Source organism: Mesorhizobium sp. P3_A2 (genome assembly GCF_056403115.1).
Window position 1 is genome coordinate 546,087 of record NZ_JBFUGC010000001.1, and the last position, 16,992, is coordinate 563,078.

A 16,992-nucleotide genomic window follows, 5' to 3' on the forward strand; every position below is an offset into this window, starting at 1 on the left:
ACGCCTATGTGCCTAACCTCTCAACCGGGCGGCTTGTTCTACGCGAAACCGGGTTGTTCAGGCGAAACGTCATGATTTGCACACAAACAACCGCCAGATGCGGGTGGTTGGGGTTTTCATGAACTGAATCGGGCATGCTTACCAAAAAAGGCAAATACGGCCTCAAGGCCCTCGTGCATCTTTCCGGCCTGCCGGTCGGCCAGCTTGCATTCGTCAACGACATTGCGGTCGCCAACAACATCCCGAAGAAATTCCTGGATGCCATTCTGGGCGAGTTGCGCAATGCCGGTTTCGTCCTCAGCCGCAAGGGCAAGGAAGGCGGCTATCGCCTCGCCCGGCCTGCCTCCGAGATCAAGATCGGCCACGTCGTACGCGTGCTTGACGGGCCGCTGGCGCCCATCCCTTGCGCCAGCCGCACCCAGTACCAGCGCTGCGAGGATTGCGACGAGGCGACCTGCCAGGTCCGGCACATGATGCTGGAGGTGCGGCAGGCAATCGCCGAGGTGCTGGACAACAGAAGCCTCGCCGCCATGCGCGATGCCGACAATGACGATTTTCCGGTCGAACTGACGTCGCAGATATAGATAAGTTCGAACCCTGAATGGTGATCACCGTGTCCTGCCGGCGCCGATTGCGCGCCTGTGGCAGACGCAGTAAAGCGATTTTCGGACGCGCAAGAACAGGTGGACACCGATCGGATGAGGCTGCCGTGGTTGGGAAAATCCCGGAAAGCCGACCGGACACCGTCGTCCGCCGTCATTTACCATACTGAAATCATCGCCGATCTCCTGGTGCCCGAGCGGGCCGAGCATGTGCGCTTCTTCAGCCGCAAGCTGGTTCGCCCCGGCAAGTTGCGTACCTTCAACAACAGGGATTTTCGCGAGCTGGTGCTGGCCGCCTTCTATCTCGGCGTCGCGGCATTGCTGCCGGTCAGCTGGTGGGCAGCGATCTGCAGCCGCGTATCGGGGCTGCGCCTCAAGCGCCATATCCGCAAGGACTTCGTGCGCTACGCCGCCGCGACGCGCGCGGTGCTCGGCAACGGCATCGATGCGCAAAAGCAGTTCAGGGCCTTGCTCTACGCCAACCACCGCAGGCGATTGCTGCTTGCCGCGCATCTCGTCGGCCGCCGCTGGTCACCCGATATCCGGCTTGAGGGCCTGGAGGGCCTGCAAGCGGCGCTTAAGCGCGGCCACGGCGCCATCATCTGGTGCGATCAATTCACTGCCCAGACCATCATCGGCAAGCGCGCTCTCTATGAAGCCGGCATCGAGGCGCACCAGCTCAGCGTCAGCGCTCACGGCATCTCCGACTCGACCTTCGGCCTGCGCTTCCTGAATCCACCGATGGTCCGGGTCGAGAATCGTTTCCTGAAAAGCCGGATCGTCTTCGATCGCAGCGACGCCTACCAGGTCACCGGCCGGATCCAGAAGATCCTTGGCAACAACGGCGTCGTGCTGGTGACCAACACCGTGCATGCCGGTTCGACATTCACCGAAGTCGGGATCGGCGAGAGCGGCTGGACCCACCTCGCCTCGGCACCGACGAATTTCGCCGCCAGAGGCAAGGCGGCGCTGTTTTCCATGTCGACCTTCGAGACCGATCCGTTCCGCCAGTACCGCGCCGTCCTGAGTCCCGAACTGGTGCCGACCCCGGCGGGAACCGCTGAGCCCACGACAAGGACCGGCGGCGCCAAGAACATGGCATTGCAGGCCGAGTACGTCCTGCTCAAGCGCGACCGCTTGCTGGAGGCGCTGAAACTCTACCCCGAGCAAATGATGATCTGGTCCGGCGCCGACCGGTTCACCGAACGGCCGGAAAACGCCTTGCCCGATGAGGGTGGTTCATGATTTTGCGCCGGCCAGCAGGCTGCCAACGGCGCTAACGATGTCGGCCACCGGAAGCGTGGCGTCGACCGTTTGTGCCTGCTCGTCGGCGCCAGGCGGCTCAAGGATGGCGAACTGGCTATCGACCAGGCTTGCCGGCATGAAATGCCCCTTGCGGGTGGCGACGCGCCGCTTGGCGGTGGCTCGATCGATCTCCAGATAGACGAACACGATATCCCGGCAGAAGCCGCGCAGGCGATCGCGATAGCTGCGCTTCAGCGCCGAGCAGGTGGCGACCACGCCCTGGCCGCTGCCGGCAAGGTCCGCGATCCGCTCGCCAATGGCATCGAGCCAACCTTCGCGAAGCTGATCGGTGAGCGGCTCGCCGCTCGCCATGCGCGCGACGTTTTCGGGTGGGTGCAGCCTGTCGCCTTCGACAAAGACGGCCCCTTCCGCTGCTGCCAGCGCCTTGCCGACGGCCGACTTGCCGCAGCCGGCGACGCCCATCACCACGATGGCCCGAGGCACCGGGTCGGGAGCGCCCGTTGGCGCCTGTGCCGTCTTTTCGTCCACGGTCAGCGGCTTGCCGGCGCGCGGCCGTAGAGCAGGAGCATGGCGACGATGACGACGCCATAGATGATCTGCCGGCCGGCCTCGGGCATCTGCATGACCGACAGGATGGACTGCAGGAGCGTGATCAGGATCACGCCGGCGACGGTGCCGAGATAGGAGCCGCGACCACCGAGGATCGAGGTGCCGCCAAGCACCACGGCGGCGATCGACGGCAGCAGATAGGCGTCACCCATCGACTGCGCCGCCTTGGAGGCATAGCCCGCCAGAAGCACGCCGCCGAAGGCGGACAGCCCGCCCGATATGGCGAAGGCGATCATCACCACGCGCCTTGTGTCGATGCCGGAGAGATAGGCGGCACGCTCGCGGTTGCCGATGCCGTAGACGCTGCGGCCGAAGCTGGTGCGGGTCAGCACGAGCACCATCGCAGCGCCGATCAGCGCCCAGATGATGACGGCGTTGGGCACGCCCGGAATGGCAAAACCTGTCGCAAGATAACGCATGGCGCCGGTGGCCGAATCCTGTGGCGAGAAGCCACCGGTATAGACGACCATCAGTCCTTGCGCGACGGCGTTGGTGGCGAGTGTGATGATCATCGAGGGGATGCGCAGATAGGCGACGCCGATGCCGTTGACGATGCCGATCAGCACGCCGCAAAAGATGCCGAACGGAATGGCCAGCGCCACACCGATCGGGCCATAGGCCGCGGCCGCGGCCGCCATCATGGCGCCGACGGCCACCGACCACGGCACCGACAGATCGATCTGGCCGAGCAGGATGACCAGCATCATGCCGGTGGCGATAACACCAAGGAACGACGCCACCTTGAGCTGCTGCAACAGATATTCCGGTGACAGGAAGCTTCTGGAATAGAGGCTGCCGAGAAACAGCAACAGCACGATGCAGGCAAAGGCGGTGAGCACCGCCGGATCGGCGCGGCGGATGAATTTCGGCATGCGCCCGGCGATGCCGCCGATAGTCGTCTCGCTCACAGGAACCACTCCAGCCGGTTGCGGACCCGAAACAGGGCGAAGGCGCCGACGCTGACCGCGATCAGCAGGATAACGCCCTGGAACAGCGGCTGCCAGAGCGGGTCGAAATCGAAGACGAACAGCAGGTCGCCGATGGTGCGGAAGGCGAGCGCGCCGAAGATGGCGCCGATGGCGCTGCCCTTGCCGCCGAACAGCGAAACGCCGCCCAGCACGACGGCGGCGATCGAGAACAGCGTGTAGGCGTTGCCGCTGGCATAGGCCGCGTCGCCCGTATAGGTGAAGAAGGTCAGGAACAGCCCGCCGATCGCCGCCAGCAGGCCGGCAAGCGCGTAGGCGGCGAACTTGCCGCGCCGGATCGGCACACCTGACATGTAGGCCGCCGTCTCAGATGAGCCTGCGGCGTAAGCGGCACGGCCAAGCACCGAACGGCTGAACGGCACCCAGACGATCAGCACCACGGCGAAGAGCGCGACCAGGCTTGCCGGCACCACGCCGAAGAGGCGCCCGGTGAGCGCGTCGGCCAGATCCTCATTGACCGATCCGCCCGGGAACGGCCTGAGCAGCAGTGCGATGCCGAAATAGACGGCACCCGTGGCGATGGTGGCCACGATCGGCTGCAGTCGGCCGTAGATGACGATGGCGCCATTGATCGCGCCGCACAACAGCCCGGTGCCGAGCACGGCGATGACGCCGAAGGCGGTCTCGAGGCCGGTGCCGATGACCAGCCAGGAGGCGAGGCAATTGGTCAGCGTGAAGATCATGCCGACGGAAAGGTCGATGCCGGCGGTGATCACCACCAGCGTCTGCGCCATGGCGACGAAGGCGAGCAACACGCCCTTGTTGGAGGCCGTCTGCACGACATTGGCGGTAAATCCCGCCGGATGGTTCGCGGTGTAGATCGCGAACATGAGGATGAAGATGGCGAACGCCAGCAGCGTTCCGCGTTGTTCGGCAAGCCAGTAGCGCCAATCCTTCACGCGTCCGCTCCGTGCCTGGGGGTGGCGTCGCCGCCATGGATGTTGAGCGCGCTGGCGATCAGCGCCCGTTCGGTGAGCTCGGCGCCGACCAGCTCTCGCTTGACCGCGCCGTCATAGAGCACCAGCACCCGGTCGCAGCAGCCGATCAGCTCGTCATAGTCGGTCGAGTAGAACAGGATCGCGGCACCCGCGTCTGCAAGCTTGCGCATCAGTTGATACAGCTCCTGCTTGGTGCCGACATCGATGCCGCGCGTCGGGTCGTTGAGCAGGATGATGCGCGGCTGGCGCATCAGCCATTTGGCGATGACGACCTTCTGCTGGTTGCCGCCCGACAGCGCGCCGACCGGAATGTCGAGGCCCGCCGTCTTGATCGCCAGCAGCCCCACCATGTCGTCGATCAGCCGCTGCTCGGCGGCGCGGTCGATGATTCCGCCTTTGGACAGCCGGTCGAGAGCCGCGAAGGAGAGGTTTTCGCGCACCGTCATCGGCAGCATCAACCCTTCCGTCTTGCGATCCTCGGGGATCAGCGCCATGCCGATCCGGTCGTCGCGCGCCGCCGCCGGACTGGCGATCGTCACCGGCTTGCCATCGATCAGGATCTCTCCGGAGCGACCGCGCAGCACGCCGAAGAAGGCAAGCAGCAACTCGCGCTGGCCCTGGCCGTCGAGGCCCCCGAGACCCACCACCTCGCCGGCCGCGACGGTCAGCGAGACATTGTCCAGCCGGTCTGTCCACGACAGGTTGCGCGCTTCGAGCACCGGGACAGCAGTAGCCGGCAGGCGCACTGGCTTGGGCGGAAAAATATGACTGTATTCTCGCCCGATCATCAGCTCGACGACCTCATTGTCGCTCTTGGAGCCGGCGACATAGCTGGCGACATTGCGGCCGTTGCGAAACACCGTGCACTGGTCAGCGAGCTCCGCGATCTCGTTCATCCGGTGCGAGATGTAGAGCAGTGCCAGCCCTTCCCCACGCAACCGCTTCAGCACAGCGAAGATCTTGGCGACATCGGCGGCAGCCAGCGCTGACGTTGCCTCGTCGAGGATCAGGATGCGCGGCTTCCTGGCCAATGCCTTGGCGATCTCGACCATCTGCCGTCTTGAAAGGGGAAGATCCTTGACCAGCGCCAGCGGATGGATGTCGGCCGCACCCGCGCGTGCCAGCGCCTCTTCGGCGATGCGGCGCTGCGCCTTGCGGTCGATCATGCCGAATCGTGTCGGCGGATCGGAAATGACGATGTTGTCGGCGACGCTGAGTTCGGGGACCAGCGACAGTTCCTGGAAGATGCAGACGATCCCGGCCTGGTTGGCCGCGGCCGGCGAGGCAAAGCTGACCTCACGCCCGTCCAGCGTCATGGACCCCTCGTCGGGCGCCACCACACCGGCCATGACCTTGATCAGCGTCGATTTGCCGGCGCCGTTTTCGCCGAGGATGGCGTGGATGCTGCCTGATGTGACCGAAAGTTCGGCCTTCTCCAGCGCACGCACGCCGCCATAGCGCTTGGAAATGCCTTCCATGCGAAAGAGTGGAACCGCACCGTCCATCAGCCCTCCGGGGCAGTTTTATGGATTGAGATGGCAAGTGGTTCGGCGCCGCGGAGCATCCCGCGGCGCCGAATGTGCAGCCTATTGGTCCGCCTTGGTCTGCCCCATGATTTCCTGCGCGGTGAAATTGATGCCGCAGGTCGGGAAGGAATTGCCGACGAAGAAATTATCGGACTGGTCAGGGAAGTAGTCCTGGCCCTCCTTGAAGTTCGGATCCTCGACGATGGCGAGCGGCAGCTTGACCGATTGCGGTACGACCTGACCCTCAAGTGCGGCGATCGCCGTCTTGATGGCGACCGCGACCTGGGCAGGGCCGGTGCCGGCCGAGGAGCATTTCAGGCCGTCCGCCGCATGCGCCGCGCAGAATTTGCGGAAGCCGTTCTCGGTTTCGCCGCCGAACGGCACGAATGCATGCTTGGCGTCGATCATCGCCTGAACGATGCCGGTGTCGCCGCCCTGGCCGGTGATGCCGACGAACGGACCATTGGTGGCGATCGCGTCAGCCGTGACCTTCTGCGCTGTCGGATCATCCCACTTGCCGGCGACTTCGGTGACGTCCCATTTCTTGCCCGAGGCGTCGAAGACCTCATGAATGCCGTTGTGGCGGTCGGTATCGACCGAAGTGCCGGCAACGCCGCGCACTTCAAGTATCTTGCCGCCATCCGGTATATGGTCGACCAGCCATTTGCCCCACAGCGCGCCAAGACCCTTCTGGTCCACGTTGACGTTGATGGCGTCCTTGGTGTCGAGGATGTTGTCGAAGGCGACCAGCACGACGCCGGCTTCCTTGGCGCGCTTGATGACCGGCCCGAAGGCGGTCGGATTCTGCGCGTTGACGACGATGGCGTCAAAACCGGAATCGATGAAGTTGTTGATCGCCGAGATTTGCGCCGGCACATCCTCGCCGGTCGATACGACCTTGAATTCCTTCAACTTTGCCGCGACGTCCTTCTGCGCAGCATAGGCCTTGGCCGTCTGGATCATCTGGATGCGCCAGGTGTTGGCGATATAGCCGTTGGCGAGCGCGATGCGGTATGGGCCTTCCTTCTTGGGGAATTTGAAGAACTGAGTATCGGCCGCCCACGGCGCGAAGCACTCGGGCTCGGCCGCTGGTCCCTTGACGACTTCAGGGTCGGCCATCGCCGACGAATTCAACATGACGAATGCAGTGGCGGCAACGATGCCGCCAACGAATGACTTGATCATCGATATTCCTCCCGTTTGCAGTTCTGCTTGATGCTGTTTGTCGTGGTGATTTCCACGCCTGGCGAAGGCCCTCCAGCCTTGCCGGCGACACGTCTCAAGGGCCCGAAGCCGGCCCGATCCCCTCCCCCTCGCCGCTTCACGGGCGAGAACCAAACCCTAGCATATTATACATAATAAACAAGCGTGAGCTGTTGCTTATGTATAATAAACAAGCGTAGCTCCTCAGTCACAGCGCCTGCCTGATAAAAATGGTAGCGCTACCATGACGTTGTGTAAAGCACCATTTGCTGGGGTCGCCAATGCGTGTTCAGCGTGCCGTGCTCTCGCGGGGCTTGAGCTCGAAACCGAGATCGACAACCCGCTGCTCAGGCCTTCGCCCGGCGATCGCCGCCAGCGCCATGGCAACAGACCGACGTCCGATTTCGTAGCGAGGGGTGCGGATGCTGGTGAGCGGCGGGAACGCCGCCTGCATCATCTCGAGGTCGTTGAAGCCGACAATGCCGATTGTCTTCGGCACGTCGAGTGCGGCGCTATGGCATTCGAACAAAACGCCGAGCGCGATATCGTCATTGTTGCAGAAGACGCCGTCGAGCGCCGGCATCTTGGCCAGCGCATCGCGAAGCAGCTCGCGACCGAGCGTCACGCTGGACAACAGCGGCGTGGTGGTGATCAGCCGCGGGTCGAACAGGCCGGCCTTCTCCATTGCCGCGCGATAGCCGGCAAGGCGCCGCTGCGAGCGCGGGTCCATGCGTGCGCCGATGAAGCCGATCCGCCGGTAGCCCGCCTCGATCAGATGCTCGGTCGCTGTCCTGCCGCCGTCGAAATGCGAGAAGCCGACCAGCATGTCGACCGGATCGGGCCCGGTCTCCATCACCTGCACCACCGGGCAGCCTGCATTCTCCAGCAGTTTTCGCGACGTCGGCGTCTGGTCGATGCCGGCCACGATCAGCGCCGCCGGACGCTGCGGTGCGAACACCTGCAGCAGACGCTCCTCCTCGAGGCCGGAATAATGGGTGTTGCCGAGCTGGACGCGGAACGGGCCGTCCGACAGGCTGTCATAGATGCCGCGCACCACTTCGGCGAAGACGTTGTTGGTGAGCGACGGCACCAGCACGCCGAACACATCGGCACGCGCCGAGGCCAGCGCCCGCGCATTGGGATCCGGCACATAGCCGAGCTCGTCGACGGCGGCCTGGATCTGGCGGCGCAAATCCTGGCTGACGCGGTCGGGTTCGCGAAGCGCCCGCGACACGGTGATGGCGCCGACGCCCGCCTTGCGCGCGACATCGGCGATCGTCGGGCGGCCGCCGCCGCGGCGCGAGCGCGGCTTGGTCACGGTCCTGCCCTCTGCGCCGCGCGCGATTGCGACCTCGTCGTCTCTGTCGCCATGTTTGTCCGGCTTCCCCACTACGCCATGCCAGCTTGGCGTCGCGCAGCAACTGACGATTGTCAAGCCAACGGCGGGTTGCGGCTTCGCCGGCTGAAGTCCCTCAGGCCGTAACCATGGCCGGGCGCCTGGCCCGCCACATCAGCAGAAGGATGGCCGCCACGTTGACCAGGTTCCACGCGATCCCGTTGAGGAAGGCCGCGGCGTAGGAGCCGGTCAGGTCGTAGATCCATCCCGACATCCAGCCACCGATCGCCATGCCGAATATGGTCGCCATCATGACGATGCCGATACGCTGACCGGCCTCCTTGGCGGGCAGGTATTCGCGCACGATGATGGCATAGCAAGGCACGATGCCGCCTTGTGACAGGCCGAACACCAGCGACACGACATAGAGCGAGGCGAGCCCGTCGAACGGGATGTAGAACAGCAGCGACAGGCATTGCAGCACGGAACCGATAAGCAGCGTTTTCACGCCGCCGATGCGGTCGGCGACAAAGCCGGAGGCGAGCCGGCTGACAACGCCCGCGGCCATCATGATCGACAGCATGTCGGCGCCATGCGCGATGCCGTAGCCGAGATCCATGCAATAGGCGACGATATGCACCTGCGGCATCGACATCGCCACGCAGCAGCCGAGACCGGCGATGACCAGCAGCATTTGCAGTGCCGCCGGCGAGATTGAAATCGGCTGTACAGGCCGGCTTCCCGGCGAGCCGGCCGCTGCCGCGTCCGGAGCGCCGCGCCGCAGCAACAGCACCAGCGGTATCATGGTGACCAGACAAAAGACGCCGATGGCGGCATAGGTGAAGCGCCAGCCTTCCGCCTTGATCAGCGTCGGCATGATGGTTGGCCAGAGCGCTCCGGCGAGGTAGTTGCCCGCGGCCGCCGCCGTGACGGCGACGCCGCGTCGACGGTTGAACCAGTGCGAAATGTCGGCGATCAACGGTCCGAAGATCACCGATGAGCCAAGGCCGATCAGCACCCCCTGGGCAAGGGTAAATTGCAGGATCGACGTCGACGCCGCCGCGAGCAGGAGTCCGGCGGCGAGTGCCACCGAGGAGATCAGCGCCGGGACCCAATAGCCCATGCGATCGATGGCGCGGCCGACCAGCACGTTGCCGGCGGCAAAGCCCACCATGGTTGCGGTGTAAGGCATCGATGCCGCCGCGCGGTCAACGCCGAACTCGGCCTGCACGGCCGGCAGCACCACGACGACGGCCCACATTCCGACTGCGCCGATCGTCGCCAGCAGGATCGAGATGGCGAGACGCATCCAGGCATAGGAGCTGTCGATGCCAGGGTTGCTCGCCGGGTTGGCGACGATGGGGGTCAAGGCGTTTCCTGTCCGCGGTTCCGGGAAGTCGACCACCGCCACTATCGGCGCATTCGCGGCGACGGGCAGCGCCACAGGGCCCCGATCCGTGGCTCCAGCAGCCAGGCGATTTTTTCGGGAACCGGCAACGCTCTGCCTGAGTTTTGCGACAGGAAGGAGTTTGCCATGACCGCGAAGAAAAAATGGTCAGCCGAGGTGACCGAGCATAGCGATGCGATGGACCTTGAGGAGCACATCTTCGAAGCCGACGACGCCAAAAAGATCGCGGCTTCGCTCAAACGCTCGGCCGAGCACAGCGACCGGCGCAAGGCCGAGCCGTTCCAGTCGGCGATGTCGATGCTGAATTTCTACATCAACCGCGCCGGCAAGAACCTCCCGCAGGCCCGCCGGAAAGTGCTTGAGGATGCCAAGAACGAACTGCGCATCGCCTTCGGTCGGCCGGAGCAGGACTAGTCTCACAATTGGCTCCGCCAAATTCGCTTGAACTGGACCTAGTGACAGGTCCTCTTTCCCTCCAGTTTGCCAGCCTCGGCATTGCGTTTCCCCAAGCCTGCAAAGTGGCGGCATGACGGTCAAGATCGGCATCAATCCCATTACCTGGAGCAATGACGATGTTCCCGAACTCGGCGGCGACACGCCGCTCGAGACCTGCCTGTCGGAAACCAGGCAGGCCGGCTATCGCGGCACCGAACTCGGCGGCAAATTTCCCAGGCGAAGCGACGAGCTTGGAGCGATCCTGTCGTCCTATCGGCTGGAGCTCGTCTCCGGCTGGTATGACGGCCGCATTCTCGACCGCACGGTCGACGAGGAATTCGCCGCCATCACGCCGCATCTGACCTTGCTGCGCGACCTCGGCGCCAGGGTTGTCGTCTATGCCGACACGTCGCGCGGCCGTCATGACGGTATCTTTGCCCCGATCTCGCAGCGCCCGCGTCTGGCCGACGATGAATGGGCCGCCTATGGCGAGAAGCTGACTGAGCTCGCCGACCGTATGGCCGCCTTCGGCGTCGGCATGGCTTTCCATCATCACATGGGCACCATCGTCGAGACCGACGACGAGGTCGACAGGCTGATGGCTGCGACCGGCAAAAGCGTCGGCCTGCTGTTCGACACCGGCCATTGCCTGTTTTCGGGCGGTAACCCGGTCTCTCTCCTGAACCGGCATCTCGACCGCATCGTGCATTTCCATTGCAAGGATGTCCGCGCGGCCGTGCTGGAAAAAGCGCGGCGCCAGGACATGAGTTTCATGGCTGCGGTGATGGAGGGGATTTTCACCGTGCCCGGCGACGGTTCCGTCGATTTCCTGTCGCTGCTGCAGCCACTCGCCAAACGCGGCTACGAAGGCTGGATCGTCGTCGAGGCCGAACAGGATCCGGCCAAGGCGCATCCCTTGACCTATGCCACGAAGGGTTACGCTTCGCTTCTCACCACGGCCCGCAAGGCCGGGTTTGAGGTAGCAACACGAGAAATGGCCTGACCACCGCCGGGGGCTGGTGGTTGGCCGGTTGGGCGCGCGCCTCGGTAGGGGTAGCGACGCGAAAGCGCCCGGCGATCCGCGCCGCCGTCCTCCCCTGGCGGCGCGGATCGCGCAATTCTCGGCACCGGTTTGGGGAGGTCGGATTTTCGACCCGGAGTTTCCGGCCGCAGAGTTTCCAGCTTGAGGCTGGCGGCAAGCCGTGCCTTGATGCAGGTGGAGGAGCGATATGGCATTCGAGGCGGCACTCGGTATGGAACGGCTTTGCACCATCCGTGAGATTGCGCAAAAGGCGGAACTCGGCGCCGCAACCGTGCATCGCGCGCTGAAGAACAGCCGCGAGGTCCATCCCGAAACCAGGCGGCTGGTGCTCGACACCGTCTGCCTTCTCAACGAAGAAAAGATCGCCCGCGCAGCCAGGTTCGTCGGAGACTAGAGCATGATGCCGAAAAGTGTGAAGCGGTTTTCGGACGACATCATGCTCCATCTCTTAGATTCAGAGCCAGAGGATTTCAGGTCTGTTCGACCTGAAATCATCTGGCTCTAGGCTTGGCCGACCACATGCGCCTTTCCCTCGACATCATGTCGGTCGACCGCGCCTCGGACGAGCCGATGCACCGGCAGATCTACGGCGCCTTGCGGCGCTTCATCCTCGACGGACAGATCCAGCAGAACACGCTTTTGCCCTCGACCCGCTCTCTGGCCGAGGATTTGAAAGTCGGCCGCAACACCGTGATCGCCGCCTACGACCAGTTGCTTGCCGAAGGCTTCATCGAGGCGCGCGCGGGATCCGGCACCTGGGTGGCGCCGATCCAGCAAAAGCGCCCGCCGGCCTCGCTGCGGGCCGGCCTCGCCGCTCCACAGAAACTCTCACGGCGCGGCCAGACCATCGTCAACGGCCCGCAGCCGCCGCGCAACGCCGGCGTCATCAACTTCCACCCCGGCGTGCCGGAAACGGCGTCCTTCCCCTTCACCATCTGGTCGAGCCTTCTGGTGCGCAATGCGCGCAGCCGCGACGAGAACCTGCTCGGCTATCTCTCCTTTGCCGGCCATCCCGGTCTGCGCCAGGCCATCGCCTCGACCATCAGCCTGTCGCGCGGCATCAACTGCACCGCCGACCAGGTCATCATCGTCACCGGCGCGCAGGCCGCACTCGACCTCGCCTCGCGCGTGCTGATGGACGAAGGCGACCATGTCTGGATGGAGGAGCCCGGCTATCTCGGCGCCAAGAGCGCCTTCCTCGCCAGCGGCGCCCAGCTCGCGCCGTTGAAGGTCGACAGGCAGGGCTGGCACCTGTCCGATCCCGACCTGCCGCCGCCACGGCTGATCTATGTGACGCCGTCCTGCCAATGGCCGTTCGGTACCATCATGCGCATCGAGGAGAGGCTGCAGCTGATCGACATCGCCGAGCGCCACGGCGCCTGGATCGTCGAGGACGATTATGACGGCGAGTACCGTTTTCGTGGCCGGCCCGTGCCGGCTTTGCGCGGCCTCGATCATGCCGACCGCGTCGTCTATATCGGCTCCTTCGGCAAGACGCTGATCCCGGCGCTGCGCATCGGCTACCTCATCGTCCCGCGCGAATTGTCCGTGCCCTTCGACCGCGCCGTCTCCATCACCGGCCAGTTCGCGCCGCTGATCCTGCAGGCGACGGTCAATGATTTCATCACGCAGGGATATTTCGCCACGCATCTGAAGCGCATGCGCCGGCTCTATGCGCGCCGGCAGGCCAATTTCGTCAAGCTGTGCCAAGAGCATCTGTCCGAATGGCTAGCCGTGACCGAGAACGATTCCGGCATGCAGCTGCTGGCCAGTTTCACCAGGCCCTACAAGGACAGCGACGTCGTCGCCGCGGCGGTCAAGGAAGGGCTCGACGTGCAAGGCATCTCGATCAACTATCATTCGAGCGAGCCAGAGCACGGCCTGCTGCTCGGCTATGCCGCGATGGATGAACGCCAAATCCTGCGCGCGGTGCTGGCGCTGCGTGCCGCCTTCATGCGCCTGGACCGGCAATAGGCCGGTCCAGAGCGGCGCGCTTCAGTTCACGCTGTCGAATTTCTGCAGGTCCACTGGTGCGGCCTTGCGCACCTCGACATCGTCCAGCGAGGCGTTTTCCAGTGCCACGCGAGCCGCCGCGTCGATGTTGTGGATCATGTCGGCGATCTCGGCATCGCCATGCGCGGGGTTCATCGCCACCATCACCGTACGGTTGAGGATGTCAAGCGACCCCTTGCCGAGATCGTCGGCATAGGTGAGCCGCAGGCCCTTGTTTTCCGGCAGCGTGTAGGGATTGAGCGCCGGGTGATGCGCACCCTCATGCATCAGCACCTGGTCCCACTGGGTAAAATTGTGGCGGCCGGTCTTGCCGGCAATGACGCTCGGAATGGTCTTGGAAAAGGTTTGCGCCGACTGTTCGCTCGGCAGCAGATACATCACCTGCGCCGCGCAGTCGTCGTCGGGGCTGTTCATCGGCGATGGCGTCAGGCCGAGATTGCCGAGATGGCGCGTGCCGGCCAGCACCTTCTTCTTCTCCGCCCGCATCGCCTCGATGATGCCGTCGAGACGGTCGAGCTGGACATTGAGCATGGCTCCCATCAGTTCCGAGGCCCGCGCGCCGATGCCGGCGAACGGCTTGATGCTGTCATTGCGGCCCTGCCAGTAGAAGTGACAGGGGTCGATGGCGCAGCGCGCCCGCTCCGCTACCTTCGGATCGCTGGTGGCGATGCCGCCGCCCTCGCCCGAGGTCATGTTCTTGAAGTAGTTGAAGGAGTAGGCGCCGGCATGCCCGATCGAGCCGAGCTTCCTGCCCTCATAGCTGCCGCCAATGCCCTGGCAGACATCTTCCAGCACCTTGAGGCCGCGTTTCTTGGCGATGTCCATGATCGCGTTCATGTTGCAGGCCGCGCCCCACATATGCACCGGGATGACCGCCCTGGTGCGCGGGCCGATGGCATCGCGCAAGGCTGCCGGATCGATGGTCAGGCTCTCGTCGATATCGACAATGACCGGAATGGCGCCAACCGACAGCACGGCGGTGGCCGTCGCCATGTAGGTGTGGGCCGGCACCAGCACTTCGTCGCCCGGCCCGATGCCGAGACCGATCAGGCCGGCAGCGAGGCCATAGGTACCGCTGGCGGCCAGCGCGAAATGCTCGACGCCGAGATGCCTTGCATAGCGGGCCTCGAAGCGGTTGCATTCGCTGTTGTCGCCATAACGGAACAGCGCGCCGGAGCGGATGACCCTGGCAATGGCTTCGATCTCTTCCTCGCCGGCAGTGTACATGGCAGCTCTCCACATCGCTTGATGGTGTGAAAGCTCTACGCTCGCCGGCGCTGTTTGAAAGAACCACTCCGCCGCGATCGGACCAAGCCATCCCGGCTACGCGAGGACGGGGGTAGACGCCGAATATGGGCATAGCGAATGAAATCGGCATTCCACAATGCAGGCCAGCGGAAAAATCGTACCCATCCGAATTCGTTGAAGTGGCCCTGTTGGAAAGCCGGCTTTGGGCGTTCCATCGCGTCCAGTTGGGCAAACGGTCGGTTCCATGCTGCACGGGACACACTTTGGAAGACCCTCGCAACCGGCGCGCCGGCAAGACGGTAGCCGTTCATGACTGCCCCGATGAATGCCCAAAGGCGACAGCTTGTGCTGCATGAAGACGATGTCGGCATGTGCCATGGCGCCAACAGCGCCTTCCTCGAACTGACCGGGCTGGGCGCCTGCAGCTCCGGCGCGGTGATGGTGCCGTGCCCGTGGTTCCCCGAGATGGCCGAAGCGGCAACCGCGAACCCTGCCCTCGATCTCGGCGTCCACCTGACGCTGAACAGCGAAAAGCAGCACTACAAATGGCGGCCGTTGACCTCGCCGTCGCGCGCGGCCGGCCTGACCGACGAGTTCGGCTATTTCTGGCCCGACGTGGCAACCACCCGCCGCAAGGCGGCACCGCAAGCGGTCGAAACCGAGCTGCGCGCCCAGATCGACACCGCCTATCGCGCCGGCATCGACGTCACCCATCTCGACGCCCATATGGGCGCGGCCCTGTCGCCCGAGTTCTGCGACGTCTACATCAGGCTCGGGCTGGAATACCGACTGCCGGTGCTGCTGACCAAGACACTGTCGGCCTATTCGCCCAACGACAATCTGGTCGGCGTCACCGAGGAGGGTTTCCAGCGCGGCGTCGCCGAGGCCCGCGCCAAGGGTTTTGTCATCTTCGACGCCGCCATCCAGACGACATGGGGCCGCCCGCGTTCGAAGCCGATAGAGCCTGCCTACAAGGCGCTGATCGAAGGCGTGCGTGAAGGCCTGACCTTCTTCTGCCTGCATTTCAACGCACCGGGCGAGCTCGAGCTGATCGAGCCGCGCTCCGCCTATATCCGCACCGAGGAATATGAGCTGTTCCGCGACCAGGGTTTTCGCGACTGGCTCGGCGCGCAGGACATCGACATCATCGGCATGAAGCCGTTGCGCGAGGAGCTTCGTGCAAGGCTTGGAAGATCGACACCGGCAAAGGCCCGCAAAGCGGCCACCCGGTCGGCGCTATAAGCCGATCCTTTCGGCCTGCGGCGCAAAGAGGGAATTGGAACTGCAACGACAATGGGAGAATGACATGAAGACTGTTCTGAAACTGGCGCTCGGCGCGCTTGTCTCGATGAGTATGCTGGCGGGCGTCGCGCATGCCGCTGGCCTCAAGGACCCCAAGGATGTCCGCATCACCTTCGTGGTGCATGGTTCGGCCTCCGATCCCTACTGGTCGGTGGTCAAGCGCGGCGTCGACGATGCGGCCGCACTCACCGGCGCCAAGGTCGAATATTACGCACCGCAGGTCTTCGACGTGGTCGAGCAGTCCCGCCTGCTCGATGCGGCCATCGCCACCAATCCCGACGGCATTGCCGTCTCCATTGCCGACGCCAATGCGCTCGGCAAATCGGTCAAGGCGGGTCTCGCCGCCAACATCCCGATGGTGGTTCTCGATTCCGGCGAGAAGGAAGGCGCCGAGCTCGGGACGACCATGTATGTCGGCACCGTCTCCGAATATGATTCCGGCAAGAAGGCCGGTGAGCGGCTGGCCAAGGAAGGCACGCTCAAGGTCGTCTGCATCAACCACGAGGTCGGCAATGTGAGCCTCGACCAGCGCTGCCAGGGTTTGAATGACGGGCTGAAGCCTTCCGGCGGCGGCACTGAAGTCCTGACCGTGTCTCCCGACCCGGCCGACATCCAGCGCCGCACCGAAGCCTATCTGTCGGCGCATCCCGATACCCAGGCCGTGTTTGCGCTCGGCGCCACCGCCGCCAACCCGTTGATCCCGTTCTTCCGCCAGAAGGAACTGTTCGGCAAGATCAAGCTCTACACGTTCGATATCAGCCCCGAAGTTCTGGATTCCGTCGTCGCCGGCGAAATGGGCTTCGGCATGGACGCCCAGCAATATCTGATGGGCTATTTGCCGGTGATCTATCTGGTAGAGCACGCCACGCACGGCTTCTGGCCGCAGAACAACGCCTATACCGGCCCGCTGTTCATCGACTCGCCCGACAAGGCCAAGGCCATCCTGGCGCTCGCCAAGGACGGCATCCGCTAAGGCCTGAACGATCTCTGCAGGGGAAGCCGCAACGGCGCTTTCCCTGCAGTCATCGACATTGCGAAGTGAGCGATTGGGGAGCCTAATGGCAGCCGTGGAAGACAA

The 16,992-nt window shown here is 64.2% G+C and carries 16 protein-coding genes; 8 read left to right on the plus strand and 8 right to left on the minus strand.

Annotated features, from left to right (window positions below; all coding sequences use genetic code 11):
- Positions 1-134 precede the first annotated feature (134 nt).
- Positions 135-584 carry an RrF2 family transcriptional regulator gene (locus AC1DXM_RS02570; protein WP_112394487.1) on the plus strand — a complete coding sequence of 150 codons (450 nt, stop codon included), beginning with the start codon at positions 135-137 and terminating at the stop codon, positions 582-584.
- Positions 585-698: 114 nt separating this feature from the next.
- Positions 699-1,847: a hypothetical protein gene (locus AC1DXM_RS02575; protein WP_477231608.1), complete on the plus strand. Its 1,149-nt coding sequence runs from the start codon at positions 699-701 to the stop codon at positions 1,845-1,847.
- On the opposite strand, the gene AC1DXM_RS02580 is transcribed toward AC1DXM_RS02575, so the two are convergent.
- The 7 genes from AC1DXM_RS02580 to AC1DXM_RS02610 form a co-directional block, all read right to left on the minus strand.
- Positions 1,842-2,396, minus strand: a complete 555-nt coding sequence (locus AC1DXM_RS02580; RefSeq protein WP_477231609.1) for a gluconokinase — start codon at positions 2,394-2,396, stop codon at positions 1,842-1,844. The genes AC1DXM_RS02575 and AC1DXM_RS02580 overlap by 6 nt on opposite strands.
- Positions 2,397-2,398: 2 nt before the next feature.
- Complete coding sequence (locus AC1DXM_RS02585; protein WP_477231610.1) at positions 2,399-3,385, minus strand: ABC transporter permease; 987 nt, start codon at positions 3,383-3,385, stop codon at positions 2,399-2,401.
- Positions 3,382-4,362: an ABC transporter permease gene (locus tag AC1DXM_RS02590; protein WP_477231611.1), complete on the minus strand. Its 981-nt coding sequence runs from the start codon at positions 4,360-4,362 to the stop codon at positions 3,382-3,384. The genes AC1DXM_RS02585 and AC1DXM_RS02590 overlap by 4 nt, the downstream gene beginning before the upstream one ends.
- The gene (locus AC1DXM_RS02595; RefSeq protein WP_477231612.1) at positions 4,359-5,906 is read right to left on the minus strand and encodes a sugar ABC transporter ATP-binding protein; all 1,548 of its coding nucleotides are present in this window, start codon (positions 5,904-5,906) and stop codon (positions 4,359-4,361) included. Before AC1DXM_RS02595 ends, AC1DXM_RS02590 begins: the two co-directional genes overlap by 4 nt.
- Positions 5,907-5,987: 81 nt before the next feature.
- Positions 5,988-7,112, minus strand: coding sequence for a sugar ABC transporter substrate-binding protein (locus tag AC1DXM_RS02600; RefSeq protein WP_477231613.1), 1,125 nt, complete (start codon positions 7,110-7,112; stop codon positions 5,988-5,990).
- 307 nt (positions 7,113-7,419) lie between these two features.
- Entirely contained in the window at positions 7,420-8,448 is a 1,029-nt protein-coding gene (gene gntR / locus AC1DXM_RS02605; RefSeq protein ID WP_477231614.1) for an HTH-type transcriptional regulator GntR, read from the minus strand.
- Positions 8,449-8,602: 154 nt separating this feature from the next.
- Positions 8,603-9,775 (minus strand): MFS transporter, encoded by a 1,173-nt coding sequence (locus AC1DXM_RS02610; RefSeq protein WP_477231955.1) that lies wholly within the window; start codon positions 9,773-9,775, stop codon positions 8,603-8,605.
- Between the two features lie 225 nt (positions 9,776-10,000).
- Between AC1DXM_RS02610 and AC1DXM_RS02615 the strand changes: the two genes are divergently transcribed.
- The 4 genes from AC1DXM_RS02615 (at position 10,001) to mocR (ending at position 13,325) form a co-directional block, all read left to right on the plus strand.
- Positions 10,001-10,288 carry a DUF3175 domain-containing protein gene (locus tag AC1DXM_RS02615; protein ID WP_477231615.1) on the plus strand — a complete coding sequence of 96 codons (288 nt, stop codon included), beginning with the start codon at positions 10,001-10,003 and terminating at the stop codon, positions 10,286-10,288.
- Between the two features lie 112 nt (positions 10,289-10,400).
- Positions 10,401-11,312 (plus strand): myo-inosose-2 dehydratase, encoded by a 912-nt coding sequence (gene iolE / locus AC1DXM_RS02620; protein WP_477231616.1) that lies wholly within the window; start codon positions 10,401-10,403, stop codon positions 11,310-11,312.
- Positions 11,313-11,538: 226 nt separating this feature from the next.
- On the plus strand, positions 11,539-11,745 hold the full coding sequence (locus AC1DXM_RS02625; protein ID WP_477231617.1) for a LacI family DNA-binding transcriptional regulator: 207 nt from the start codon (positions 11,539-11,541) through the stop codon (positions 11,743-11,745).
- A 125-nt stretch (positions 11,746-11,870) separates the two neighbouring features.
- Positions 11,871-13,325 carry a rhizopine catabolism transcriptional regulator MocR gene (gene mocR, locus AC1DXM_RS02630; RefSeq protein WP_477231618.1) on the plus strand — a complete coding sequence of 485 codons (1,455 nt, stop codon included), beginning with the start codon at positions 11,871-11,873 and terminating at the stop codon, positions 13,323-13,325.
- Positions 13,326-13,346: 21 nt separating this feature from the next.
- On the opposite strand, the gene AC1DXM_RS02635 is transcribed toward mocR, so the two are convergent.
- Positions 13,347-14,591, minus strand: a complete 1,245-nt coding sequence (locus tag AC1DXM_RS02635) for a DegT/DnrJ/EryC1/StrS family aminotransferase (protein WP_477231619.1) — start codon at positions 14,589-14,591, stop codon at positions 13,347-13,349.
- Positions 14,592-14,921: 330 nt separating this feature from the next.
- On the opposite strand from AC1DXM_RS02635, the gene AC1DXM_RS02640 reads away from it, so the two are divergent.
- Both AC1DXM_RS02640 and AC1DXM_RS02645 read left to right on the plus strand, forming a co-directional pair.
- The gene (locus AC1DXM_RS02640) at positions 14,922-15,854 is read left to right on the plus strand and encodes a polysaccharide deacetylase family protein (RefSeq protein ID WP_477231620.1); all 933 of its coding nucleotides are present in this window, start codon (positions 14,922-14,924) and stop codon (positions 15,852-15,854) included.
- 64 nt (positions 15,855-15,918) lie between these two features.
- Positions 15,919-16,887 (plus strand): rhizopine catabolism ABC transporter substrate-binding protein, encoded by a 969-nt coding sequence (locus tag AC1DXM_RS02645; RefSeq protein WP_477231621.1) that lies wholly within the window; start codon positions 15,919-15,921, stop codon positions 16,885-16,887.
- Positions 16,888-16,992: the final 105 nt, after the last annotated feature.